This window comes from Amycolatopsis dendrobii, assembly GCF_014145675.1.
GTDB classification, from domain to species: Bacteria; Actinomycetota; Actinomycetes; order Mycobacteriales; family Pseudonocardiaceae; genus Amycolatopsis; species Amycolatopsis dendrobii.
The window spans coordinates 69,241-87,919 of the sequence record NZ_JACGZW010000017.1 but is presented as its reverse complement, the minus strand read 5'-3'; the positions used below and the strand labels follow the sequence as shown (position 1 = coordinate 87,919).

Sequence of the window (18,679 nt, the reverse complement as noted above, 5' to 3'; positions counted from 1 at the left end):
TCTCGCGCCGTCGTCTGGTACCCGCGACGAAAGAGCGGGACTGGAACGAACATGAGGAGTTTCGAGCCATGAGCGTCCACAGGCGCACGCCATGAACCGACCGGCCCGCCTTGCCGTGGGCGTCGTTTCCGCCGGCCGGGTGGGCAGTGTCCTCGGTGCGGCATTGGCCAGGGCAGGCCACACCGTAGTCGCCGCCTCGGGGCTGTCCGCGGCTTCGCTGAACCGTGCGGAACGGCTGCTGCCGGATGTCCCCTTGCTGCCGCCCGACGAGGTCGTGCGGAGAGCCGATCTCGTCTTGCTCGCGTTGCCCGACGACGCGCTCGCCGGCACCGTCCGTGGTCTGGTCGCTACGAATTCGGTAAGGGCGGGCCAGATCGTGGTGCACACCTCGGGTGCGCACGGCATCGACGTGCTGGCGCCGGTCGCGGAAGCCGGTGCGCTGCCGCTCGCGCTGCATCCGGTGCTCACCTTCACCGGCCGCGAGGAAGACCTGGAACGTCTTGTCGCGGCGAGCATCGGCGTCACCGCCGCGCCGGACGACGACGCGGCGTGGAACGTCGGCGAGGCGCTCGCCGTCGAGATGGGCGCCGAACCGGTGCGGGTTCCCGAATCCGCGCGGGCGCTGTACCACGCGGCGCTGGCGCACGGCGCGAATCACCTGATGACGCTGGTCGCCGACTGCACCGAAACCCTGCGCGACGCCGGAATCGGGCATCCGGAACGACTCGTCGCACCGCTGCTTTCGGCGGCATTGGACAATGTCCTTCGCCACGGGGACCGCGCCCTCACCGGACCGGTCCCGCGTGGTGATCTCGGCACCGTCCGCAAGCACCTCGACGTGCTCACGGACCGGGTGCCGCAGATCGCCCCTGCCTACCGGGCACTGGCCCGGCGCACGGCCGAACGGTCGCGCGCCGCGGGCCTGCTCGATCCCGCGGCCGCGGGCGAACTGACCGATCTTCTCGCCGACCCCGCTGAAGGACAGACCCCGTGACGACACCGAAATTCCAGCGCGGAACGCTCAACACGTTCCAGCCGCCCGAGCACATCAGCAAGGTGACCTGGGGGCTGCGCAGCCTCGGCCGGAAGGTCGCGCTGGTGCCCACGATGGGCGCGCTGCACGCCGGGCACCGCGAGTTGCTGCGCCGTGCGAAGCGGCTGCCGAACACCGTCGTCGCCGCGTCGATCTTCGTGAACCCGTTGCAGTTCGGCGAGGGCGAGGACTTCGAGGCGTACCCGCGCCAGCTCGAAGCCGACTTGGCGACATTGTCCGAAGCGAGGGTCGAACTGGCCTTCACACCGAAGGCTTCGGACCTGTACGCGGACAACGCGATGGTCACCGTGAATCCCGGCCCCCTCGGCGACGAGCTGGAGGGCGCTGCCCGGCCCGGGCATTTCTCCGGGGTGCTGACGGTCGTCGCGAAGCTGTTCAACCTGCTGCGCCCGGATTACGCGTTCTTCGGGGAGAAGGACTACCAGCAGCTGGTGCTGATCAAGAAGATGGTGGAAGACCTGAACATCGGCACCCGCGTGATCGGGGTGCCGACGGTCCGGGAGCGGGACGGCCTCGCGCTGTCCTCGCGCAACGTCTACCTGACGCCGCAGCAGCGGGAAGACGCTGTGGTGCTGTCGGCCGCGCTGACTGCCGGCGCGTACGTCGGGCGGGAGGGAGCTGACGCCGTGCTGGACATGGCGCGGAAGACGCTCGAGGCCCGTCCCCAGGTGGAAGTGGATTACCTGGAATTGAGGGGAACCGATTTGGGGCCGGCTCCCGTCGATGGAGAGGCGCGGTTGCTGGTCGCTGCCCGGGTGGGGAGTACCCGGCTGATCGACAACGCGGGAGTGCTGCTCGGAAAAGCCGTGGAACATCCGAGCGGGGATCCGGACGCAGGGGAATAGGGAGAGTCTGCGATGTATCGCACGATGCTGAAATCGAAGATCCACCGGGCCACGGTGACCCAGGCCGACCTGCACTACGTGGGCTCGGTCACGGTCGACGAGGACCTGATGGAGGCCGCCGATCTGCTCGAAGGCGAGCAGGTGTCCATTGTGGATGTCACGAACGGCGCGCGGCTGGAGACCTATGTCATCACCGGCGAGCGCGGCAGCGGCGTGCTCGGCATCAACGGAGCCGCCGCGCATCTGGTGCACCCCGGCGACCTCGTCATCCTGATCGCCTACGGGCAGATGGACGACGCGGAGGCGCGCGCGTACCGGCCGCGAGTGATCTTTGTGGACGATTACAACCGGATCGTCGAGCGCGGAACCGACCCGGCGCACGCCCCGGACGGATCGGGCCTGCTGAGCGGCACGGTCACGCTGCCCGAAGAGGACACGATGACCTTCCCGGTGGCCGAAACCGCGGACGCGCGCCGGCTCGACGCGTTGCTGCACGCCGAAAACTGACCTGTACCGGCGGCGGTCGCGAGCCGCAGTAAGGAAGACCTCGTTGCTGCTCACTGTCGACGTCGGCAACACCAATATCGTGCTCGGCCTCTACGAGGGCGCCGAATTGGTCGGTGACTGGCGGATGCGCACCGACGCGCGGATGACCGCGGACGAACTCGCGCTCACCGTGCGCGGGCTGCTCGGCCCGCACGCCGACGCGGTCACCGGGATCAGCGCGCTGTCCACGGTTCCCGCGGTGCTGCGCGAATTGCGGGTGATGCTCGGCCGCTATTACGCGCGGGTGCCGAAGGTCGTGGTCGAGCCCGGCGTGCGCACCGGCGTCGCGCTGCTGGTCGACAATCCGAAGGAAGTCGGCGCGGACCGGCTCGTGAACACCCTTGCCGCGCACCATTTGCACGCCACCGCGTGCGTGGTCGTCGATTTCGGAACGTCTACAAATGTCGACGCGATCTCGGCCCGGGGCGAATTCCTCGGCGGGGCGTTCGCCCCGGGCATCGAGATCTCGGTGGACGCGCTCGCCGCTCGCGCGGCCGCGTTGCGCAAGGTGGAACTCGTCCCGCCGCGTTCGGTGATCGGCAAGAACACCGTGGAGTGCCTGCAGTCCGGCATTCTGTACGGGTTCGCCGGTCAGGTCGACGGGCTCGTCCGGCGGATCGTGCGCGAATTGCAGCACGACAGCTCGGATCCGGTCACGGTGATCGCCACCGGCGGGCTCGCCCCGTTGGTGCTGGGCGAATCCGAGACGATCAAGGAGCACGTGCCGGACCTGACGCTGCTCGGCCTGCGGCTGGTGTACGAACGGAATGTGCGTTAGCCGAACTGCTCGGCGAGGTAATCCTCGAAAGTGCGGGTGCCGGTGTCCGCGTCGAGGTTGAGGTTGCCGTCCGCGCGATAGACCTTTCCGGCCGCGCCGGGAATGCGCACCGGCATTTTCAGCCGTCGCCGCCCGCTAGCCCGCAAATATTTATCGACCAGCTCGCCCATGCCGTACACCGTGGGCCCGGCCAGATCCCGAACTCGCCCGGCCGGGCCGCCGAGCGCCAGCCGCGCGATCCGCTCGGCCACTTCCCGTGCGTCGACCGGCTGGAAATTGATCGCGGGAACCGGCACGACCGGCAGTTTCGCCGCTGTCTGCACGGCATTGAGGCAGAAACCGTGGAACTGGGCCGCGCGCAGGATGGTCGACGGCACCTCCGACGCCGCGACAAGCTCTTCGGCCTCGTGCTTGCGGCGGAAATAGCCGAGCGGCACCGCGTCCGCGGCGATCACCGAAATGAAAACCAGGTGGCCGACCCCGGCGCGTTCGGCAGCGCGGACCACATTCGCCGTCGCCACGTCGTCGCCCTTCGGGCCGCCCGCGAGGTGCACGACCACGTCGGCGCCGTCGACCGCGGGGGCCAGGCCTTCGCCGGTCATGAGATCGCAAGCGAACCGGCCGGGGCCGTTCGCGGTGCGGCTGAGGATGCGCACCTTCGCGTCGCCGAGAGCGGGAACGACCAGCTTGCCGAGAGTTCCGGTGCCGCCGGTGACCAAGATCGTCGTCATGACAATTCCTTCCGGGTACAGTGCCGCTGGGCTTGGGCACTGGGGGTGTCCTACTGGGATGAACCCGCCCGTGGCCGAAATGTGACAGCCCGGCTTGCCCGCTCCGTCGAGGCTGGCGGTGGGGCGGGGGAGGGGTGACAGGTGGATGCTCGCGCGCTGCTCGCGGCCCGATTCGAGGAAGAGCGGCCGCGGTTGCGCGGGGTCGCTTACCGCATGCTCGGCTCGCTTGCCGAGGCCGACGACGCGGTGCAGGAAGCCTGGCTGCGCGTCGACAGCGCCGACATTTCCGCAGTGCAGAATTTGCCTGCCTGGCTCACGACCGTGGTGGCCCGGGTGTGCCTGAACCTGTTGCGCACGCGTGAACGCCGCCGCGAGGATTCGCTGGACGCGTTCCCGCTCGACCGCCGCGACGACGGCGCGGACCTCGCCGAAGAAGCCCAGTTGGCCGATTCCGTCGGCCTGGCGATGCTGGTGGTGCTCGACGTTCTGGGCCCGGCCGAGCGGATCGCGTTCGTGCTGCACGACATGTTCGCCGTGCCCTTCGAGGACATCGCGCACATCCTGGACCGCAGTCCGGCGGCTGTCCGGCAGTTGGCCAGCCGGGCCCGCCGCCGGGTGCGTGGCGGCGAAGCAGGGCCGGCCGATGCGAGCAAGCGGCGCGGAGTCGTCGAGGCATACCTGGCTGCTGCTCGCGAGGGAGACTTCGCGGGACTGTTGAAGGTGCTCGACCCCGACGTCGTGCTGCACTCGGACACCGGCGCGGCACCCGTGGTGCTACGCGGCGTCCGAGCGGTCAGCAAGGGCGCGCTGCTCGCTTCGGAAGTCGCGCGCAGCACGCAGGTCGTGGTGGTCGACGGCGTTCCCGGGCTGGTGCTCGCCCCGCGCGGGCGGCTGGCCGTGGTCCTCACGTTCGTTTTCGACGGCGACCGGATTACCGGGATCGACGTGATTTCCGCGCCGGAGCGGCTGCGCGGGCTGGAGATCGCGCTCGGCTGAAGATCAGTGGAACAGTTTCAGCCCGACGACCCCGGCGACAATCAGCACGAGACAGGTGATCCGGCCGACGGTGAGCGGATCGTTCATCGCGACGATCCCGTACACCGCGGTCCCCACCGCGCCGATGCCGACCCACACCGCGTACCCGGTGCCGAGCGGAATTTCGCGCAAGGAATACGCGAGGCCGGACATGCTGAGCAGCAGTGCGCCGCCGAACAGCACGCTCGGCCAGAGCCTGCTGAAGCCTTTCGAGGCGCCGAGCGCCGCGGCCCACACGGTTTCGAGAAATCCGGAAACGACGAGAACGAGCCAGGCCATGATCAAGAACCTTTCGCAGTGACGGATGCGTTCACTGCGCCGTCTTGTCGTCACCGGGTACGACGCGCTCGTCCGGGGCGGGAGCACCGCCGCTTCCGAAATTAGCACTCCGGAGCCGGAGCGAGGTGGTGATTTCGGTCGCCGCTCAACTCCGGCGAGCCCGTAGAACAGTGGTGACCAGCGGGTAATCGAATTCACCTGTTCCGGTCTCCGGAACAGTTTCCAGGTAAGCGCGGGCTTGCGCGAGCAGTTGGCCGCGGTCCTGCTCGGACGCGATCAGCAGATGCGAATGCGTGGCCACGGTCGCCAGCAGCGAATCGATCGAGCGCCGGTGCGTGTGCGCGAACCGGTCCTGTTCGAACGGACCGAAGCCGTCCGCACGCAGCGTTTGCTCCGAATCGGCGAACCCGCGGCTGATGCCGGTGCGGACCAGCCGGGCGAATTCGAGCACCCACGGCACGGATTCGTCCTCGTGATTCCACAGTGCCACCACGGCCCCTCCCGGCCGCAGGACCCGGCGGATCTGCGCGAACGCCGGTGCCAAGTCGAACCAGTGCAGGGCCTGTCCGACGAACACCGCGTCCACCGATTCGTCCGGCAGCGGGATGTCCTCGGCCTTGCCGAGCAGCGCGGGGACGGCCGGAAGCCGCCGGGACAGTTCGGCGAGCATGCCCGGATCGGGTTCCACCGCCGTGACCGAGCGGCCGAGAGCGGCCAGACCCTCGGTGAGTTTTCCGGTGCCCGCCGCGAGGTCCAGCACGTCGCGTACCGGTCGGTTTGCTCCGGACATGCCCCATTCGAGTGCCGCCCGCGGATAGTCCGGCCGGTGCCGGGCGTAGGCGCTCGCCTGGTCCCCGAACGAAGAAGCCCGCCGGGCGTGCAGTTCCGCATCAGTGCCGGGATCGCTCACGAGTAACCACCCTAATACCGTGAGTGCCCCGGAAGGGGAATCCGGTTGACGCGGTTCACCAGCGTGTTCGTACGCTATGGCCATGACCGAATTCCCCGCGTCCGACGCACTGCCCGATGACGACCTGCCCGAACAGATGCGGGTGCGCCGGGACAAGCGCGACCGGATAATCGCGGAGGGCGCCGATCCTTACCCGGTAGAGGTTCCGCGCACGCACACTCTCGCGCAGATCCGTGCCGAACATTCCGGTCTCGAAGCCGACACCAGCACCGGTCAGTCGGTCGGCGTCACCGGTCGCGTCATGTTTCTCCGCAATACGGGCAAACTGTGTTTCGCCACTCTTCGTGAGGGCGACGGCACGGAACTGCAGGCGATGCTGAGCCTCGCGCAGGTTGGGCCCGAGTCTCTCGCTTCGTGGAAGTCCGATGTCGATCTCGGCGATCACGTATTCGTGCACGGCGAGGTGATCACCTCGAAGCGCGGCGAGCTTTCCGTGCTGGCCGACAGCTGGCAGATCGCGGCGAAGTCGCTGCGCCCGCTGCCGGTGGCGTTCAAGGAGCTGGCCGAGGAAACGCGAATCCGCCAGCGTTATGTCGATCTGATTATGCGGCCGAAGGCGCGCGACGTGGTGCGCACGCGCTCCGGCGTGATGCGCTCGCTGCGCGAGTCGTTCCACCGCCGGGGATTCACCGAGGTCGAGACGCCGATGCTGCAGACGCTGCACGGCGGTGCCGCGGCCCGGCCGTTCGTCACGCATTCCAATGCCTTCGACCTCGATCTGTTCCTGCGCATCGCGCCGGAGCTGTACCTCAAGCGCTGTGTGGTCGGCGGGATCGAGAAGGTTTTCGAGATCAACCGGAACTTCCGCAACGAGGGCAGCGACTCCTCGCACTCGCCGGAGTTCGCGATGCTGGAGTACTACGAGGCGTACGCCACTTACGACACGAATGCCGTGATGACCCGCGAACTCATCCAGGAGGCCGCGGAGAACGTGCTCGGCACCCAGGTCGTCACTCTCGCCGACGGAACCGAGTACGACCTTTCCGGCGAATGGACGACACTCGGCATGTACGAGTCGCTCTCGGAAGCACTCGGCGAGGAAGTGACGCCGGATACTCCGGCCGAAGCACTGCACAAGATCGCCGCGGCGCGCGAGATCGAGGTGGATCCCAAGCTAGCGCACGGCAAACTCGTCGAAGAACTGTGGGAACATCTCGTCGGCGACGGACTGCACGAACCCACATTTGTCCGGGATTTCCCGCTCGAGACCTCTCCGCTCACCCGGCAGCACCGCAGCCGCGAGGGCGTGGCCGAGAAGTGGGACCTGTACGTGCGCGGTTTCGAACTCGCGACCGGATACTCCGAGCTGGTGGATCCAGTGGTGGAACGGCAGCGGCTCACCGAACAGGCGCGGCTCGGGGCCGCCGGGGATAGCGAGGCCATGCGTCTCGACGAGGATTTCCTCCGCGCGCTCGAGTACGGAATGCCGCCGAGCGGCGGGGTCGGAATGGGGATCGACCGGCTGCTCATGGCACTGACCGGGCTCGGTATCCGGGAGACGATCCTCTTCCCGCTCGTACGGCCTGAATAGCTCGCGGCCCCGCCGCACGGTCGGATTTTCTCAATGCGGATTTGCCTACGGCGGGGCAAGCGGGTATTAATATGGGTGTCAAAGACTTCTGTAGCTCGGGGCTTGCCCCGAAACCAGATCATGTAGCCAGATCATTCGGGTAAGCCCCGCAGGAGGAATCAGATGGCACAGAAGGTGCTGGTCTCTCTGGTCGACGACCTCGACGGCAGTGAGGCGGAAGAGACCGTTGAGTTCGGTTTGGACGGTGTGAGCTACCAGATCGACCTGTCGGGCGAAAACGCCGAGGAGCTGCGCGACGCGCTCGCACAGTATGTCGAGCACGCTCGCCGCGCCGGCGGCCGCAAGCGCGCGCCGCTGCGTCCGGTCGCGGGCGGCAAGTCCCCGGCCCGCCCGGCCGCGGTCGACCGCGAGCAGAACCAGGCGATTCGCGCGTGGGCCCGCAAGAACGGTTTCCAGGTTTCCGACCGCGGGCGCATCCCGTCGGAGGTCGTCGAGGCTTACCACAAGAAGAACTGACCGGGCATTTCCGGAACTCGCGGATGCGGTCCTCCGGTTAGCGAACCGGGAGAACGCACCGCGGCGGAGACCGAGTCTTCGCGCACTGCACGCCAAACGGCCGTCGGGAACATTCCCGGCGGCCGTTTGGCGTTCCGCATTAGTTTCCCGGCTTTGCGCCGTCCGGCGTGCTCGACATCAGCCGGCGAGCGGAACGGGCGTACTCCGCGGGAGGGGTTCCGGTCACTGCGGCGAAATCGCGGATGAAGTGAGGTTGGTCGCTATAGCCCAGCCGAGTCGCCAGATCTGCGTAATCCGGCGGGATCGGTGCGGCGAGCAACCGCGCGGCTTCGTTGAGGCGGTAAATCCGGATCGCCCACTTCGGCGTTGTTCCGACGTGCTCGGCGAACAACCGCTGCACTGCCCGGACCGACAGTCCGAGTGCCGCCGCCAGTTCCGCGACCCTGGTGATCCCCGGATCCGCGGCGATTGTTTCCACTGCCTCCGCGGCCGTCCGGGGCGCGTGCGGAATGGGACGGCGGCGTGCGATCAGCAAGTTGTCGATTGCAGTGATCATTTCCTCGTCCGTCCGCGCATTCCGGATGGATTCTTCCGCGGCCGCGGCGGCCGGCCCGAAGACCTCGGCCACGTCCGCCGCGCGATCGGCGAGGGTGCGCACCGGGGCGTCGAGGAACGGGCGGAAGCAGCCGGGCCGGATCCTGGCCCCGATGCCGTGCACGCGTCCGTGCAGCCGGTGCGTGAAAAGCTGGTGCGCCGGACCGTAAACCCCGCACGCGCCGGGGAAGAACGTCACGTGCACCGACAGATTGGGCAGCACGTGCTGGTCGTGGGGTTCGGTCAGGTCCCAGCGCAGGATCCAGTGGTGTTCCACGAAATCGCGCAGTTCCGGGGCGGGCGGATGCCGGGTCAGCGTGAACTTGGTGCGAGCCGTCCGCTCGTTGAGGATGCCGCTCGGGATCCGCCGCATGGCTGAAAACAGTAGAGCGTCGCGTAATTTCAAGACGGCCGCCGTGCTGCGTGGTTGGCTTGGGTGCATGTCGAATCACTCCGGACTGCTCGCCCCCGCCGCCGCCGAACTGCGGCGCGTCGCGGCGGCCGCCCCGTCGCTGACCGCGCCCACCGCATGCGCCGAGTACGACGTTCGCGGCCTGCTCAATCACCTTCTTTACTGGGGTCCGTGGCTCGCCGCCGCGATCCGGCACGAGCCCTACGAACCGCCCGCGCCGAGCGAGGCCGAGGCGTCCCTCGTCGGGGACGACTGGCCGAAGGCATTGGAAGCGATGACCGACGACGTGCTCGCCGCGCTCGCTCCGCCGGAAGCGTGGACCGGCACCATCACCTTCGGCGGCTCCGAGCTGCCCGCCGCGGTCGTCGGGGACATGGTGCTCGGTGAACTGGTCGTGCACGCCTGGGACCTCACGCGGGCGAGCGGCACGGAGCTGAACTGTCCGGACGAAACCGCCGAAGTCGTCCTCGCGTTCGCGGCGGGGATGGGCGAAGAGGCCCGCAAGGGCGGTGTTTTCGGTCCGGAAGTCGCGGTGCCGGAAACCGCACCGGTGCTGCATCGGGCGCTGGGCGCGACGGGCCGGGACCCATACGCCTGAAATTCCACTCGATGGAGATCATCGGGGGCAGATGCGCGGACAGCTTTCGCATTCCGCTTCGCCGGGTAGGAGGTAGGAGAAGCAACAGCTCTCCCGCCGCCGTTCCCAAACCCGGTGTCCGTCGTCGTTGACCGCCATCCGCAAGGTGGACGCCGAGGTCAGCGGGCGATACTGCGCGTCGAGCACCAGCGCGGCATCCGCGACGCCAGCGCCTTCGGCCTCGGCTGTCCCGCCTTGCCGGCCAACCCGCCACAGCGCGCCGTCCAACGCGTCTGTGGCGGCCGCCCAGAGCATGCGGCGGCCGAGCCGGGTGCCAGGCGCGTAGGCGCGGACGAAGCGGGCAGCGTGACCGACGAACTGCGCGCGCAGCACCGCGGCAAGCGCGCGCTCGTCGCGTACGACGGTGGCCTCCGGGCGGACGCCGCCCGGGTCGGTGGGCAGGCAGTAGAAGGCGTCGCCGAGCACGGCCATGCCCTCGGGATGCGGCCGGTCGGGGCCGAGACCAAACGCGAGCTGCTCCGGCTTGAGCGACGGCACCCGGCGCTCGTGGTGCAGCAGCAACGCGCCCACGTACGCGGGGACGTACAGGTACCACGACATCACGTAGCTGGCCGCCGTGCGCGCGGGTGCCGCGCCGTGCTGGTCAAGGAGCCAGTCGGTCAGCCGGGACCGCCATTCGACGAACAGCTCGGGCTGTTCCAGGAGGTCAGCGCAGCGGAACCAGCCCTCGGGGACGTCGCGGCGCAGTTCGTACCGGGCGCTGGTGCGCAGCAGGGAGGACTCGAGACCGTCGCCGATCTCGCAGGTGTCGTCGCGCGAGCGCTGCGGGTTCACCGGGCCACCTCCCGTTCTGGCCGTATGCATTAGGTGTGCCTAACCTTACATACGGCTCAAGATTGCGCCAATCGGGTGGCCAAGGAGTGAGACCACCCGGACGCGCGGGGGTGTTCGCGCTGAGCGGACAGGGGTGCCGGGGCGGAATCCTGATCCGGTCCCGTACGTTCGAGAGGGAGTAAAGGTGCAGCGCAACCGGATGAACAGCGGTGACCGACCGGGTCGCCGTCCGGGTGCGAACGGGCCGCCAGAAGCCCTAGTGGTACGCAAGCGCGACCGCTTGGCTACTAGAGTGGTCTCACGGTGCTGTCCGCCGTGGACGCGATCCGCGGAGGATACGGGCCGCCGACGCAGCAGTCGAGGGAGTGCGCATGTTTGAGAGGTTCACCGACCGCGCGAGGCGGGTGGTCGTCCTGGCCCAAGAAGAGGCCCGGATGCTCAACCACAACTACATCGGCACCGAGCACATCCTCCTGGGTCTGATCCACGAGGGTGAGGGTGTCGCCGCCAAGGCGCTGGAGTCGCTGGGCATCGCCCTCGAGGGCGTGCGCCAGCAGGTCGAGGAGATCATCGGCCAGGGCCAGCAGGCGCCGAGCGGGCACATCCCGTTCACGCCGCGGGCGAAGAAGGTGCTGGAGCTGTCGCTGCGCGAGGCGCTGCAGCTCGGCCACAACTACATCGGCACGGAGCACATCCTGCTCGGCCTGATCCGCGAGGGCGAGGGCGTCGCCGCCCAGGTGCTCGTGAAGCTGGGCGCGGACCTCAACCGGGTCCGCCAGCAGGTGCTGCAGCTCCTGTCGGGCTACCAGACCGGCGAGAAGTCCGCCGAGAGCGGCTCCGGCCGCGGCGAGGGCACGCCGTCCTCCTCGCTGGTGCTCGACCAGTTCGGCCGCAACATGACCGTGCTCGCCCGCGAGGGCAAGCTCGACCCGGTCATCGGGCGCGGCAAGGAGATCGAGCGGGTCATGCAGGTGCTGTCCCGCCGGACCAAGAACAACCCGGTGCTCATCGGCGAGCCGGGCGTCGGCAAGACCGCCGTCGTTGAAGGCCTTGCCCAGAGCATCGTCAAGGGCGAGGTGCCCGAGACGCTCAAGGACAAGCAGCTCTACACCCTCGACCTCGGCTCGCTGGTCGCCGGTTCGCGGTACCGCGGCGACTTCGAAGAGCGCCTGAAGAAGGTGCTCAAGGAGATCAAGACCCGCGGCGACATCATCCTGTTCATCGACGAGCTGCACACGCTCGTCGGCGCGGGCGCCGCCGAGGGCGCGATCGACGCGGCCTCGATCCTGAAGCCGATGCTCGCCCGCGGCGAGCTGCAGACGATCGGCGCGACCACGCTCGAGGAGTACCGCAAGTACATCGAGAAGGACGCCGCGCTGGAACGCCGCTTCCAGCCGATCCAGGTGGGCGAGCCGTCGCTCGAGCACACGATCGAGATCCTGAAGGGCCTGCGCGACCGGTACGAGGCGCACCACCGCGTCTCGATCACCGACTCGGCGCTGGTCGCGGCCGCCACGCTGGCCGACCGCTACATCAACGACCGGTTCCTTCCGGACAAGGCGATCGACCTGATCGACGAGGCCGGCGCCCGGATGCGCATCCGCCGGATGACCGCGCCGCCGGACCTGCGCGAGTTCGACGAGAAGATCGCCGACGTGCGCCGGGACAAGGAGTCCGCGATCGACGCGCAGGACTTCGAGCGGGCCGCGCGCCTTCGCGACGAGGAGAAGCAGCTCCTCGGCCAGAAGGGCGAGCGCGAGAAGCAGTGGAAGGACGGCGACCTCGACGTCGTCGCCGAGGTGGACGACGAGCAGATCGCGGAGGTGCTGGCCAACTGGACCGGCATCCCGGTGTTCAAGCTCACCGAGGAGGAGACCACCCGGCTGCTGCGCATGGAGGACGAGCTCCACAAGCGCATCATCGGCCAGGAGGACGCGGTCAAGGCCGTCTCTCAGGCGATCCGCCGTACCCGTGCGGGTCTGAAGGACCCGAAGCGCCCGTCCGGTTCGTTCATCTTCGCCGGTCCGTCCGGTGTCGGTAAGACCGAGCTGTCGAAGGCGCTGGCGTCCTTCCTGTTCGGCGAGGACGACGCGCTCATCCAGATCGACATGGGCGAGTTCCACGACCGCTACACCGCTTCGCGGCTCTTCGGCGCCCCTCCGGGCTACGTCGGCTACGAAGAGGGCGGGCAGCTGACCGAGAAGGTGCGGCGCAAGCCGTTCTCGGTGGTGCTTTTCGACGAGATCGAAAAGGCGCACCAGGAGATCTACAACACCCTGCTGCAGGTGCTCGAAGACGGTCGGCTCACCGACGGCCAGGGCCGGACGGTCGACTTCAAGAACACCGTGCTGATCTTCACCTCGAACCTGGGCACCTCGGACATCTCGAAGTCCGTGAGCCTCGGCTTCTCCTCCGGAGCGGATTCGACGAACCGCTACGAGAAGATGAAGCAGAAGGTCAACGAGGAAATGAAGAAGCATTTCCGCCCGGAGTTCCTGAACCGGATCGACGACATCATCGTCTTCCACCAGCTCAACCAGGAACAGATCATCCAGATGGTGGACCTGATGATCGGCCGGGTCGAGACGCAGCTCAAGGCCAAGGACATGGAGATCGAGCTCACCGAGAAGGCGAAGGCGCTGCTGGCCAAGCGCGGCTTCGACCCGGTGCTCGGCGCCCGGCCGCTGCGTCGCACGATCCAGCGCGAGATCGAGGACCAGCTGTCGGAGAAGATCCTGTTCGGCGAGGTCGAGCCGGGTCAGATCATCGTGGTCGACGTCGAAGGCTGGAGCGGCAACACCGAGGACCGCGACGACGAGGCGCACTTCACCTTCCGCGGGGAGAAGCGTCCGTCTTCGGTTCCCGACGCTCCGCCGGTGAGCATCGGAGCCGCCGAGAACGGCGAGTCCGAGAACGAGTGAGCTAAGTAAAGAAAAAGGGCGGCTCCCAGGTTGGGGAGCCGCCCTTTTCTCTATTGTCGGGTGATGGGGTCTTCTTCGAGAATCTCGCGCCACGCCACGGCGAGCACCGCGCTTTCGCTGCTGAGCGACCGTCAGCTCGCCGAGCGGCTGGAATCCGCTGACGTGGTGTCCGAGGGTATCGGCGGCACCGGTGCCCGGCTGGATGTCGACGGGGTCCCGGTCTTCGCGAAGCGGGTGCCGCTTACCGCGCTGGAGCGGCGGCATCCGCATTCCACGGCCAATCTGTATGGCTTGCCTGCCTTTTGCCATTACGGCCTCGGCTCGCCGGAGGGATCGGCTTGGCGGGAGCTGGCGCTGCACGTCATGGCTAACGGCTGGGTCCTGAGTGGTCAGTGCGAGAACTTCCCTTTACTGCACCATTGGCGGATCCTGCCGGTTCCTTCGGGACGGGTGCCAGATCGCCCGCTGGAGGAAGACGTCGAGTACTGGGGCGGTTCTGATGCGGTCCGCAGGCGGCTCACGGAATTGCGGGACGCGTCGTCGAGCGTGGTTTTGTTCTGCGAGTATTTTCCGGCCAATGTGCATCGGTGGCTGCCTGGCCGTCTGGATCAGGTTGAGCGCCTTGCGTCGCAGATCGCCGATACGCTCTCGTTCCTTCGCGCGCAGGGAGTCCTGCACTTCGACAACCACTTCGAAAACTTCCTGACCGACGGCGATCGGTTCGTCCTGACCGATTTCGGCCTGTCGTTCGCGCGCCGGTTCGATCTGACTGCGCAGGAGGTGGCGTTCGCGGAGCTGAATGCGGGGCATGACCGGGCTTATGGGTCGATGTATTTGGTGAACTGGCTGGTGACCGAGGTGTGCGGAACCTGGGACCGAGAGAGCCGCTTGGCCGCGGTCCGTCAGGCGGCTGCCGGGGAGCTTGCGTTGCCGTCGCCGGTCGCCGAGGTGGTGGCTCGCCATGCTGCGGTGGCGGTGGCGATGAACGACTTTTACGGGCGGCTGCTGGAGGACCGGGAGACGCCTTTTCCGGCGACGCTTTTCGCTGGGTAGCGCGCCGGTCGTGAGTGGCAATCGCGGTTCTAACCGGGATTGCCACTCACGAGGTCGCGGCTGGTCGGCGTCATGGTCACTTAGCTTGGCAACCGTGTTTCGGCGGTAGCTCGCACTCGCGCTCGTGAGACGATTGCGGTGGGGATTTGGGGAGGGGAACTGCGTGGACGTCCTGTCGATCGACTTCGGTACTTCCAGCACGGTCGGCGTCTTGGCGGCCTTCGGGCGCGGGCCGCGGGCTATTGAGGTCGACGGGTCGGTCACCATGTCTTCCGCGGTGTACGCGGAGGAGGACGGACGGCTCGTCGTCGGGCAGGACGCGGAGCGGCGGGCTCGGCTGGATCCCAGCCGGTTCGAGCCTCATCCCAAACGGCGGATCGACGACGGTGAGCTGCTGCTTGGCGACAGGGCGGTGCCAGTGGTCGACGCGTTCGCCGCGGTGTTGCGGCGGATGGGCGAGGAGGCCGAACGGCAGCTTTCCGGGGTTCCGGACGAGGTGCGGTTGTCGCATCCGGCCGGTTGGGGTGCGCAGCGGCAGCAGACGCTTCGGGCGGCGGCGGGCAAGGCCGGGTTCGTTCAGGCGCGGTTGGTGCCGGAGCCGGTCGCGGCGGCGGCGCATTACGCGACTCTGCGCGAAACGGGCGCGCCCAGCGGGCCGATCGCGGTGTACGACCTCGGCGCGGGCACGTTCGACTGTGCGGTTGTCGGCGCGGGGACCGCGGTGCTGGCGGAGGACGGGTTGCCGGATCTCGGCAGCCTGGACATCGACCAAGCCCTGCTGGTCCATATCGGACGATCGGTGTCGCACGCGGATCCGGCGCAGTGGCAACGGCTTCTCCGTCCGCAGACGACCAGTGACCGGCGGCTGCAGCGGGTGCTGCTCCAAGACGTCCGTGATGCCAAGGAAAGTCTTTCCCGGCACGCGCACACTGAGGTGCCGATGCCGGATCCGTTCGGCGATGTTCTCGTCACCCGTGCCGAGTTGGAAGCGTTGGTTCGGCCGAACCTGCTGCGCAGTGCGGAAATGCTCGCGGCGACGATCGCGCGGGCCGGGCTCACGCCGGATCGGCTCGGTGGCGTGTATCTGGTCGGCGGGCCCAGCCGGATGCCGTTGCTGGCCTCGCTGGTCGGGTCGACGCTCGGCGTGGTCCCGACGACCGAGGACCAGCCGGAGACGGCGGTCGCGTTCGGGTTGCATCACGTGGACGAGCGTCCGGCAGCGGCAACGCCGATGCCGGCACCGCAGGCACCGGCATCCTGGCCGCCCGTCCAGTACCAGCCCGGCCCGGTCCAGCGGCCCTCAGCACCCATGCCACCGCCGCCTGGATGGCAGCCACAAAAGAAGAAATCCCGCAAACCGCTGATCATCGGCGCGATCGCGCTGACCGTGCTGGTCGTCGCCGGAATCGTGACCGCCGTTCTCGTCACCCGCGGCGACGACAAACCGGCGGCGAATCAACCAGTCGCCCCGCCGATCACTTGCGCGGGTTCGCAACCAGCGCTCCCCGGCGAAAACGGGCTCACGAAGTGCATCCGCCGCCTGGCCGGTCCGACCATTCAAACCCGCGCCACCTGCTCCGACGACCCGGAACTGGCGAAAGCCTTGGGCGCGGTACGCAGCGCGTTGTGCCGCTTCCCGGACAAGACCACCGTCGCGTTCCACGAAGGACTCACTCTCGCCCAGGTCGAGCCCGGTGCGCGCAAGGACATGACAGGCCGCGTCGAGACCGACACCTGGCGCACGCGCACCGGGCTGAGCGGCCGCTATGTCGCCGGGGTCGGGCCGAAGCTCGGGCTGCTGATCTACCAGGCCGACGGCATCCCGGTGGTCGGCACGGTGATGGACACCAGCCCGTCGCACACCAGCCGACGGCCGCGGGACCTGGTGCAGTTCTTCGAGCAGACCGTCCAGCCTGGCGAATAGAGCTCAGTGCAGGGTGCCTGCCGACGTGGTCACGTCCTCGTGCACGGTCAAAGCGGTGTCCGCCACGATCTCGAGCGCTCGCGCGATCGAGTCCAGTGGCATCCGCGCTTCCTCCGGCACGTGCACGAAACCGCCGCGCAGTCCGGGAAACTCCGTCGCGATCAGATGCATCAAGCCGTAGAAGACTTGATTGCACACGTACGTCCCGGCGGTGTACGACACGGCCGCGGGCAGCCCCGCCGACTCGATCGCCGCGACCGCCGCTTTCACCGGCAGCGTGGTGAAGTATGCGGACGGCCCGCCCCCGACCACTGGCACGTCGACCGGCTGCGCACCGGCGTTGTCCGGGATCCGGGCGTCGATCAGGTTGATCGCCACTCGCTCCGGCGTGACGTGCTCGCGTCCGCCGGCCAGCCCGGCGCAGACGACCAGCTCCGGCCGGTGCGCGAGAATCGCGGCCCGCAGCGCCGGCAGCGACGCGTCGAACTCGCACGGCAGCTCTACCGCCACCGTGTCCGTCCGCCGCACCGCTGCCAGCGAAGCTGCCTGCCAAGAGGGGTTCGTCGCCGCTCCGGCGAAGGGCGCGAACCCCGTCAGCAGAACCGTCATCCGGCGGCCGGCTTCAGGTCGCCCGGGTAAAGGAACTCGTCGGACGGCTTGCCGTTGCCGTAGATCCACGCGTCGAAGAAGCCCTGCAAGTCCATGCCGGACACCTTCTCACAGTACTTCTGGAAGTCCTGCATGCTCGCGTTTCCGTCGTGGTGCACGGAGTTCCAGGTCTTGAGCACCTGGTCGAACGCGTCCTGTCCCAGGTACTTGCTGAGCGCGTGCAGCATGACCGGGCCCTTGGAGTACACGTAGGTGAACTCGTGGCCGGGCCCCATGTCGTACAGCTTGCCGTCCCAGAACGCGTCGCTGGCCGAGGCGACTGTGCTGAGGTACTTGGCGTCGAGATCCGTGCCGTTCTTCTGCGCCCACAGCCACGTCGCGTAGGACGCGAAGCATTCGTTGAGGCAGACGTCCTTCCAGTGGTCGACGGCGACCGTGTCGCCCCACCACTGGTGCGCGTTCTCGTGCACGATCGTGCTGATGTTGCCTGCGCGGCCGGAGTAGATCGGGCGGCTCATCGTCTCGAGCGAGAACCCGATCGGCTCAGTCAGGTAGATGCCGCCCGCGGCGTCCACCGGGTACTTGCCGAACTTCGATTCGAGGAAGTCGATGACCTCCGGCAACTGCGCGTCGGCCTGCTTCGTGGCGTCCGTGGTGCCCGGCGCGTACGCGCTGACGATCGGGGTGCCGTCGGCGCGCTTGCGATTGTTGAACGTCCACTTGTCGATCGCGACCGTGGTCATGTACGACGCGGTCGGGGTGTCCTCCGCCCAGACGTGCGTGGTGCCCGCGCGCGTCCGGTACTTGCCGACCTCGCGTCCGTTGGCGATGACGCCCCACTCGCTCGGGACGGTGATCGACAGCCGGAACTTCGCCTTGTTGCGCGGGGTGTCGTTGACCGGGTACCAGGTGGTGGCCGACTTCGGCTCGCCGGCCGCGAACGCGCCGCCGGACTTGGTGAACTGCCAGCCGTTCTTGCCGAGGTTCGGGTCGTCGATCGCGACCGGGACGCCGTGGTAGGCGACCTCGGTGGTGAACGGCAGGCCCTTCCACAGCGGCATCTTCGGCGTGATCACGAGTTCGTGGTCGCCGGTACGGGTGAACTTCGCGGGCGCGCCGTTGACCCGGACCGCGTCGACGGTGAGGCCGCGGAGGTCGAGGTCGAACGAGCTGAGCGACTGGGTCGCCTTCGCGTGGACCGTCTGGACTCCGGCGAGCTGGTGGGTGTCGGGAGCGTAGTTGATCCTGAGGTCGTAGTCGGAGACCTCGTACCCGCCGTTGCCGTCTTGCGGGTAGTAGCTGTCTCCGGCGCCGTCCGAACCGGGCGTTGGCTTGTCCCAGCCTCCCGGTCCGGCCGACGCGATCCCAGTGCCGAGCGTCAATGCGGTGAGGGTGGCTGCGACGGTCACTGCCGGGCGACGCCAGCGGTGCAGTGCTCTCATGGGCGCT

Annotated in this window: 17 protein-coding genes, 1 pseudogene and 1 riboswitch; of the genes and pseudogenes, 11 read left to right on the top strand and 7 right to left on the bottom strand. The window is 68.1% G+C overall.

Annotated elements, in window-relative coordinates:
• Nucleotides 1-85: 85 nt before the first annotated feature.
• The 4 genes and pseudogenes from H4281_RS38575 to H4281_RS38560 form a co-directional block, all read left to right on the top strand.
• Nucleotides 86-994, top strand: a pseudogene (locus tag H4281_RS38575) (Rossmann-like and DUF2520 domain-containing protein); the annotation flags it as partial.
• On the top strand, nt 991-1,899 hold the full coding sequence (panC, locus tag H4281_RS38570; RefSeq protein WP_182895789.1) for a pantoate--beta-alanine ligase: 909 nt from the start codon (nt 991-993) through the stop codon (nt 1,897-1,899). The pseudogene H4281_RS38575 and the gene panC, both read left to right, overlap by 4 nt.
• A gap of 12 nt (nt 1,900-1,911) precedes the next feature.
• Nucleotides 1,912-2,406 carry an aspartate 1-decarboxylase gene (gene panD / locus H4281_RS38565; RefSeq protein ID WP_182895788.1) on the top strand — a complete coding sequence of 165 codons (495 nt, stop codon included), beginning with the start codon at nt 1,912-1,914 and terminating at the stop codon, nt 2,404-2,406.
• A 43-nt stretch (nt 2,407-2,449) separates the two neighbouring features.
• A complete protein-coding gene (locus tag H4281_RS38560) occupies nt 2,450-3,223 on the top strand; it encodes a type III pantothenate kinase (RefSeq protein ID WP_182895787.1) in 774 nt (257 codons plus the stop codon).
• On the opposite strand, the gene H4281_RS38555 is transcribed toward H4281_RS38560, so the two are convergent.
• A complete protein-coding gene (locus H4281_RS38555; RefSeq protein WP_182895786.1) occupies nt 3,220-3,954 on the bottom strand; it encodes an SDR family oxidoreductase in 735 nt (244 codons plus the stop codon). The genes H4281_RS38560 and H4281_RS38555 overlap by 4 nt on opposite strands.
• 141 nt (nt 3,955-4,095) lie before the next feature.
• On the opposite strand from H4281_RS38555, the gene H4281_RS38550 reads away from it, so the two are divergent.
• On the top strand, nt 4,096-4,950 hold the full coding sequence (locus tag H4281_RS38550; protein ID WP_182895785.1) for a sigma-70 family RNA polymerase sigma factor: 855 nt from the start codon (nt 4,096-4,098) through the stop codon (nt 4,948-4,950).
• Nucleotides 4,951-4,953: 3 nt separating this feature from the next.
• Here the strand turns inward: H4281_RS38550 and H4281_RS38545 are convergent, their stop codons facing one another.
• Both H4281_RS38545 and H4281_RS38540 read right to left on the bottom strand, forming a co-directional pair.
• Nucleotides 4,954-5,268, bottom strand: coding sequence for a DMT family transporter (locus tag H4281_RS38545; protein ID WP_037808251.1), 315 nt, complete (start codon nt 5,266-5,268; stop codon nt 4,954-4,956).
• A gap of 33 nt (nt 5,269-5,301) precedes the next feature.
• Nucleotides 5,302-5,364, bottom strand: a riboswitch (guanidine-III (ykkC-III) riboswitch).
• A 49-nt stretch (nt 5,365-5,413) separates the two neighbouring features.
• Entirely contained in the window at nt 5,414-6,178 is a 765-nt protein-coding gene (locus H4281_RS38540) for a class I SAM-dependent methyltransferase (protein ID WP_237597483.1), read from the bottom strand.
• An 82-nt stretch (nt 6,179-6,260) separates the two neighbouring features.
• Between H4281_RS38540 and lysS the strand changes: the two genes are divergently transcribed.
• Nucleotides 6,261-7,769 (top strand): lysine--tRNA ligase, encoded by a 1,509-nt coding sequence (gene lysS, locus H4281_RS38535; RefSeq protein ID WP_182895784.1) that lies wholly within the window; start codon nt 6,261-6,263, stop codon nt 7,767-7,769.
• Between the two features lie 162 nt (nt 7,770-7,931).
• A complete protein-coding gene (locus tag H4281_RS38530) occupies nt 7,932-8,285 on the top strand; it encodes a histone-like nucleoid-structuring protein Lsr2 (protein ID WP_009084272.1) in 354 nt (117 codons plus the stop codon).
• A gap of 139 nt (nt 8,286-8,424) precedes the next feature.
• On the opposite strand, the gene H4281_RS38525 is transcribed toward H4281_RS38530, so the two are convergent.
• On the bottom strand, nt 8,425-9,252 hold the full coding sequence (locus H4281_RS38525) for a helix-turn-helix domain-containing protein (protein ID WP_182895783.1): 828 nt from the start codon (nt 9,250-9,252) through the stop codon (nt 8,425-8,427).
• A gap of 67 nt (nt 9,253-9,319) precedes the next feature.
• Between H4281_RS38525 and H4281_RS38520 the strand changes: the two genes are divergently transcribed.
• The gene (locus H4281_RS38520) at nt 9,320-9,889 is read left to right on the top strand and encodes a TIGR03086 family metal-binding protein (RefSeq protein ID WP_182895782.1); all 570 of its coding nucleotides are present in this window, start codon (nt 9,320-9,322) and stop codon (nt 9,887-9,889) included.
• Between the two features lie 18 nt (nt 9,890-9,907).
• On the opposite strand, the gene H4281_RS38515 is transcribed toward H4281_RS38520, so the two are convergent.
• Nucleotides 9,908-10,723 (bottom strand): (2Fe-2S)-binding protein, encoded by an 816-nt coding sequence (locus H4281_RS38515; RefSeq protein ID WP_182895781.1) that lies wholly within the window; start codon nt 10,721-10,723, stop codon nt 9,908-9,910.
• A gap of 371 nt (nt 10,724-11,094) precedes the next feature.
• On the opposite strand from H4281_RS38515, the gene H4281_RS38510 reads away from it, so the two are divergent.
• The 3 genes from H4281_RS38510 to H4281_RS38500 all read left to right on the top strand — a co-directional run bounded on the left by H4281_RS38510 (nt 11,095) and on the right by H4281_RS38500 (nt 16,621).
• On the top strand, nt 11,095-13,644 hold the full coding sequence (locus tag H4281_RS38510) for an ATP-dependent Clp protease ATP-binding subunit (protein ID WP_182895780.1): 2,550 nt from the start codon (nt 11,095-11,097) through the stop codon (nt 13,642-13,644).
• 63 nt (nt 13,645-13,707) lie between these two features.
• On the top strand, nt 13,708-14,697 hold the full coding sequence (locus H4281_RS38505; protein WP_182895779.1) for an aminoglycoside phosphotransferase/choline kinase family protein: 990 nt from the start codon (nt 13,708-13,710) through the stop codon (nt 14,695-14,697).
• A 163-nt stretch (nt 14,698-14,860) separates the two neighbouring features.
• Complete coding sequence (locus H4281_RS38500; protein WP_182895778.1) at nt 14,861-16,621, top strand: Hsp70 family protein; 1,761 nt, start codon at nt 14,861-14,863, stop codon at nt 16,619-16,621.
• Between the two features lie 3 nt (nt 16,622-16,624).
• Here the strand turns inward: H4281_RS38500 and pcp are convergent, their stop codons facing one another.
• Entirely contained in the window at nt 16,625-17,230 is a 606-nt protein-coding gene (gene pcp / locus H4281_RS38495; RefSeq protein WP_182895777.1) for a pyroglutamyl-peptidase I, read from the bottom strand.
• Nucleotides 17,227-18,672 carry a M1 family metallopeptidase gene (locus H4281_RS38490; protein ID WP_182895776.1) on the bottom strand — a complete coding sequence of 482 codons (1,446 nt, stop codon included), beginning with the start codon at nt 18,670-18,672 and terminating at the stop codon, nt 17,227-17,229. Before H4281_RS38490 ends, pcp begins: the two co-directional genes overlap by 4 nt.
• Nucleotides 18,673-18,679: the final 7 nt, after the last annotated feature.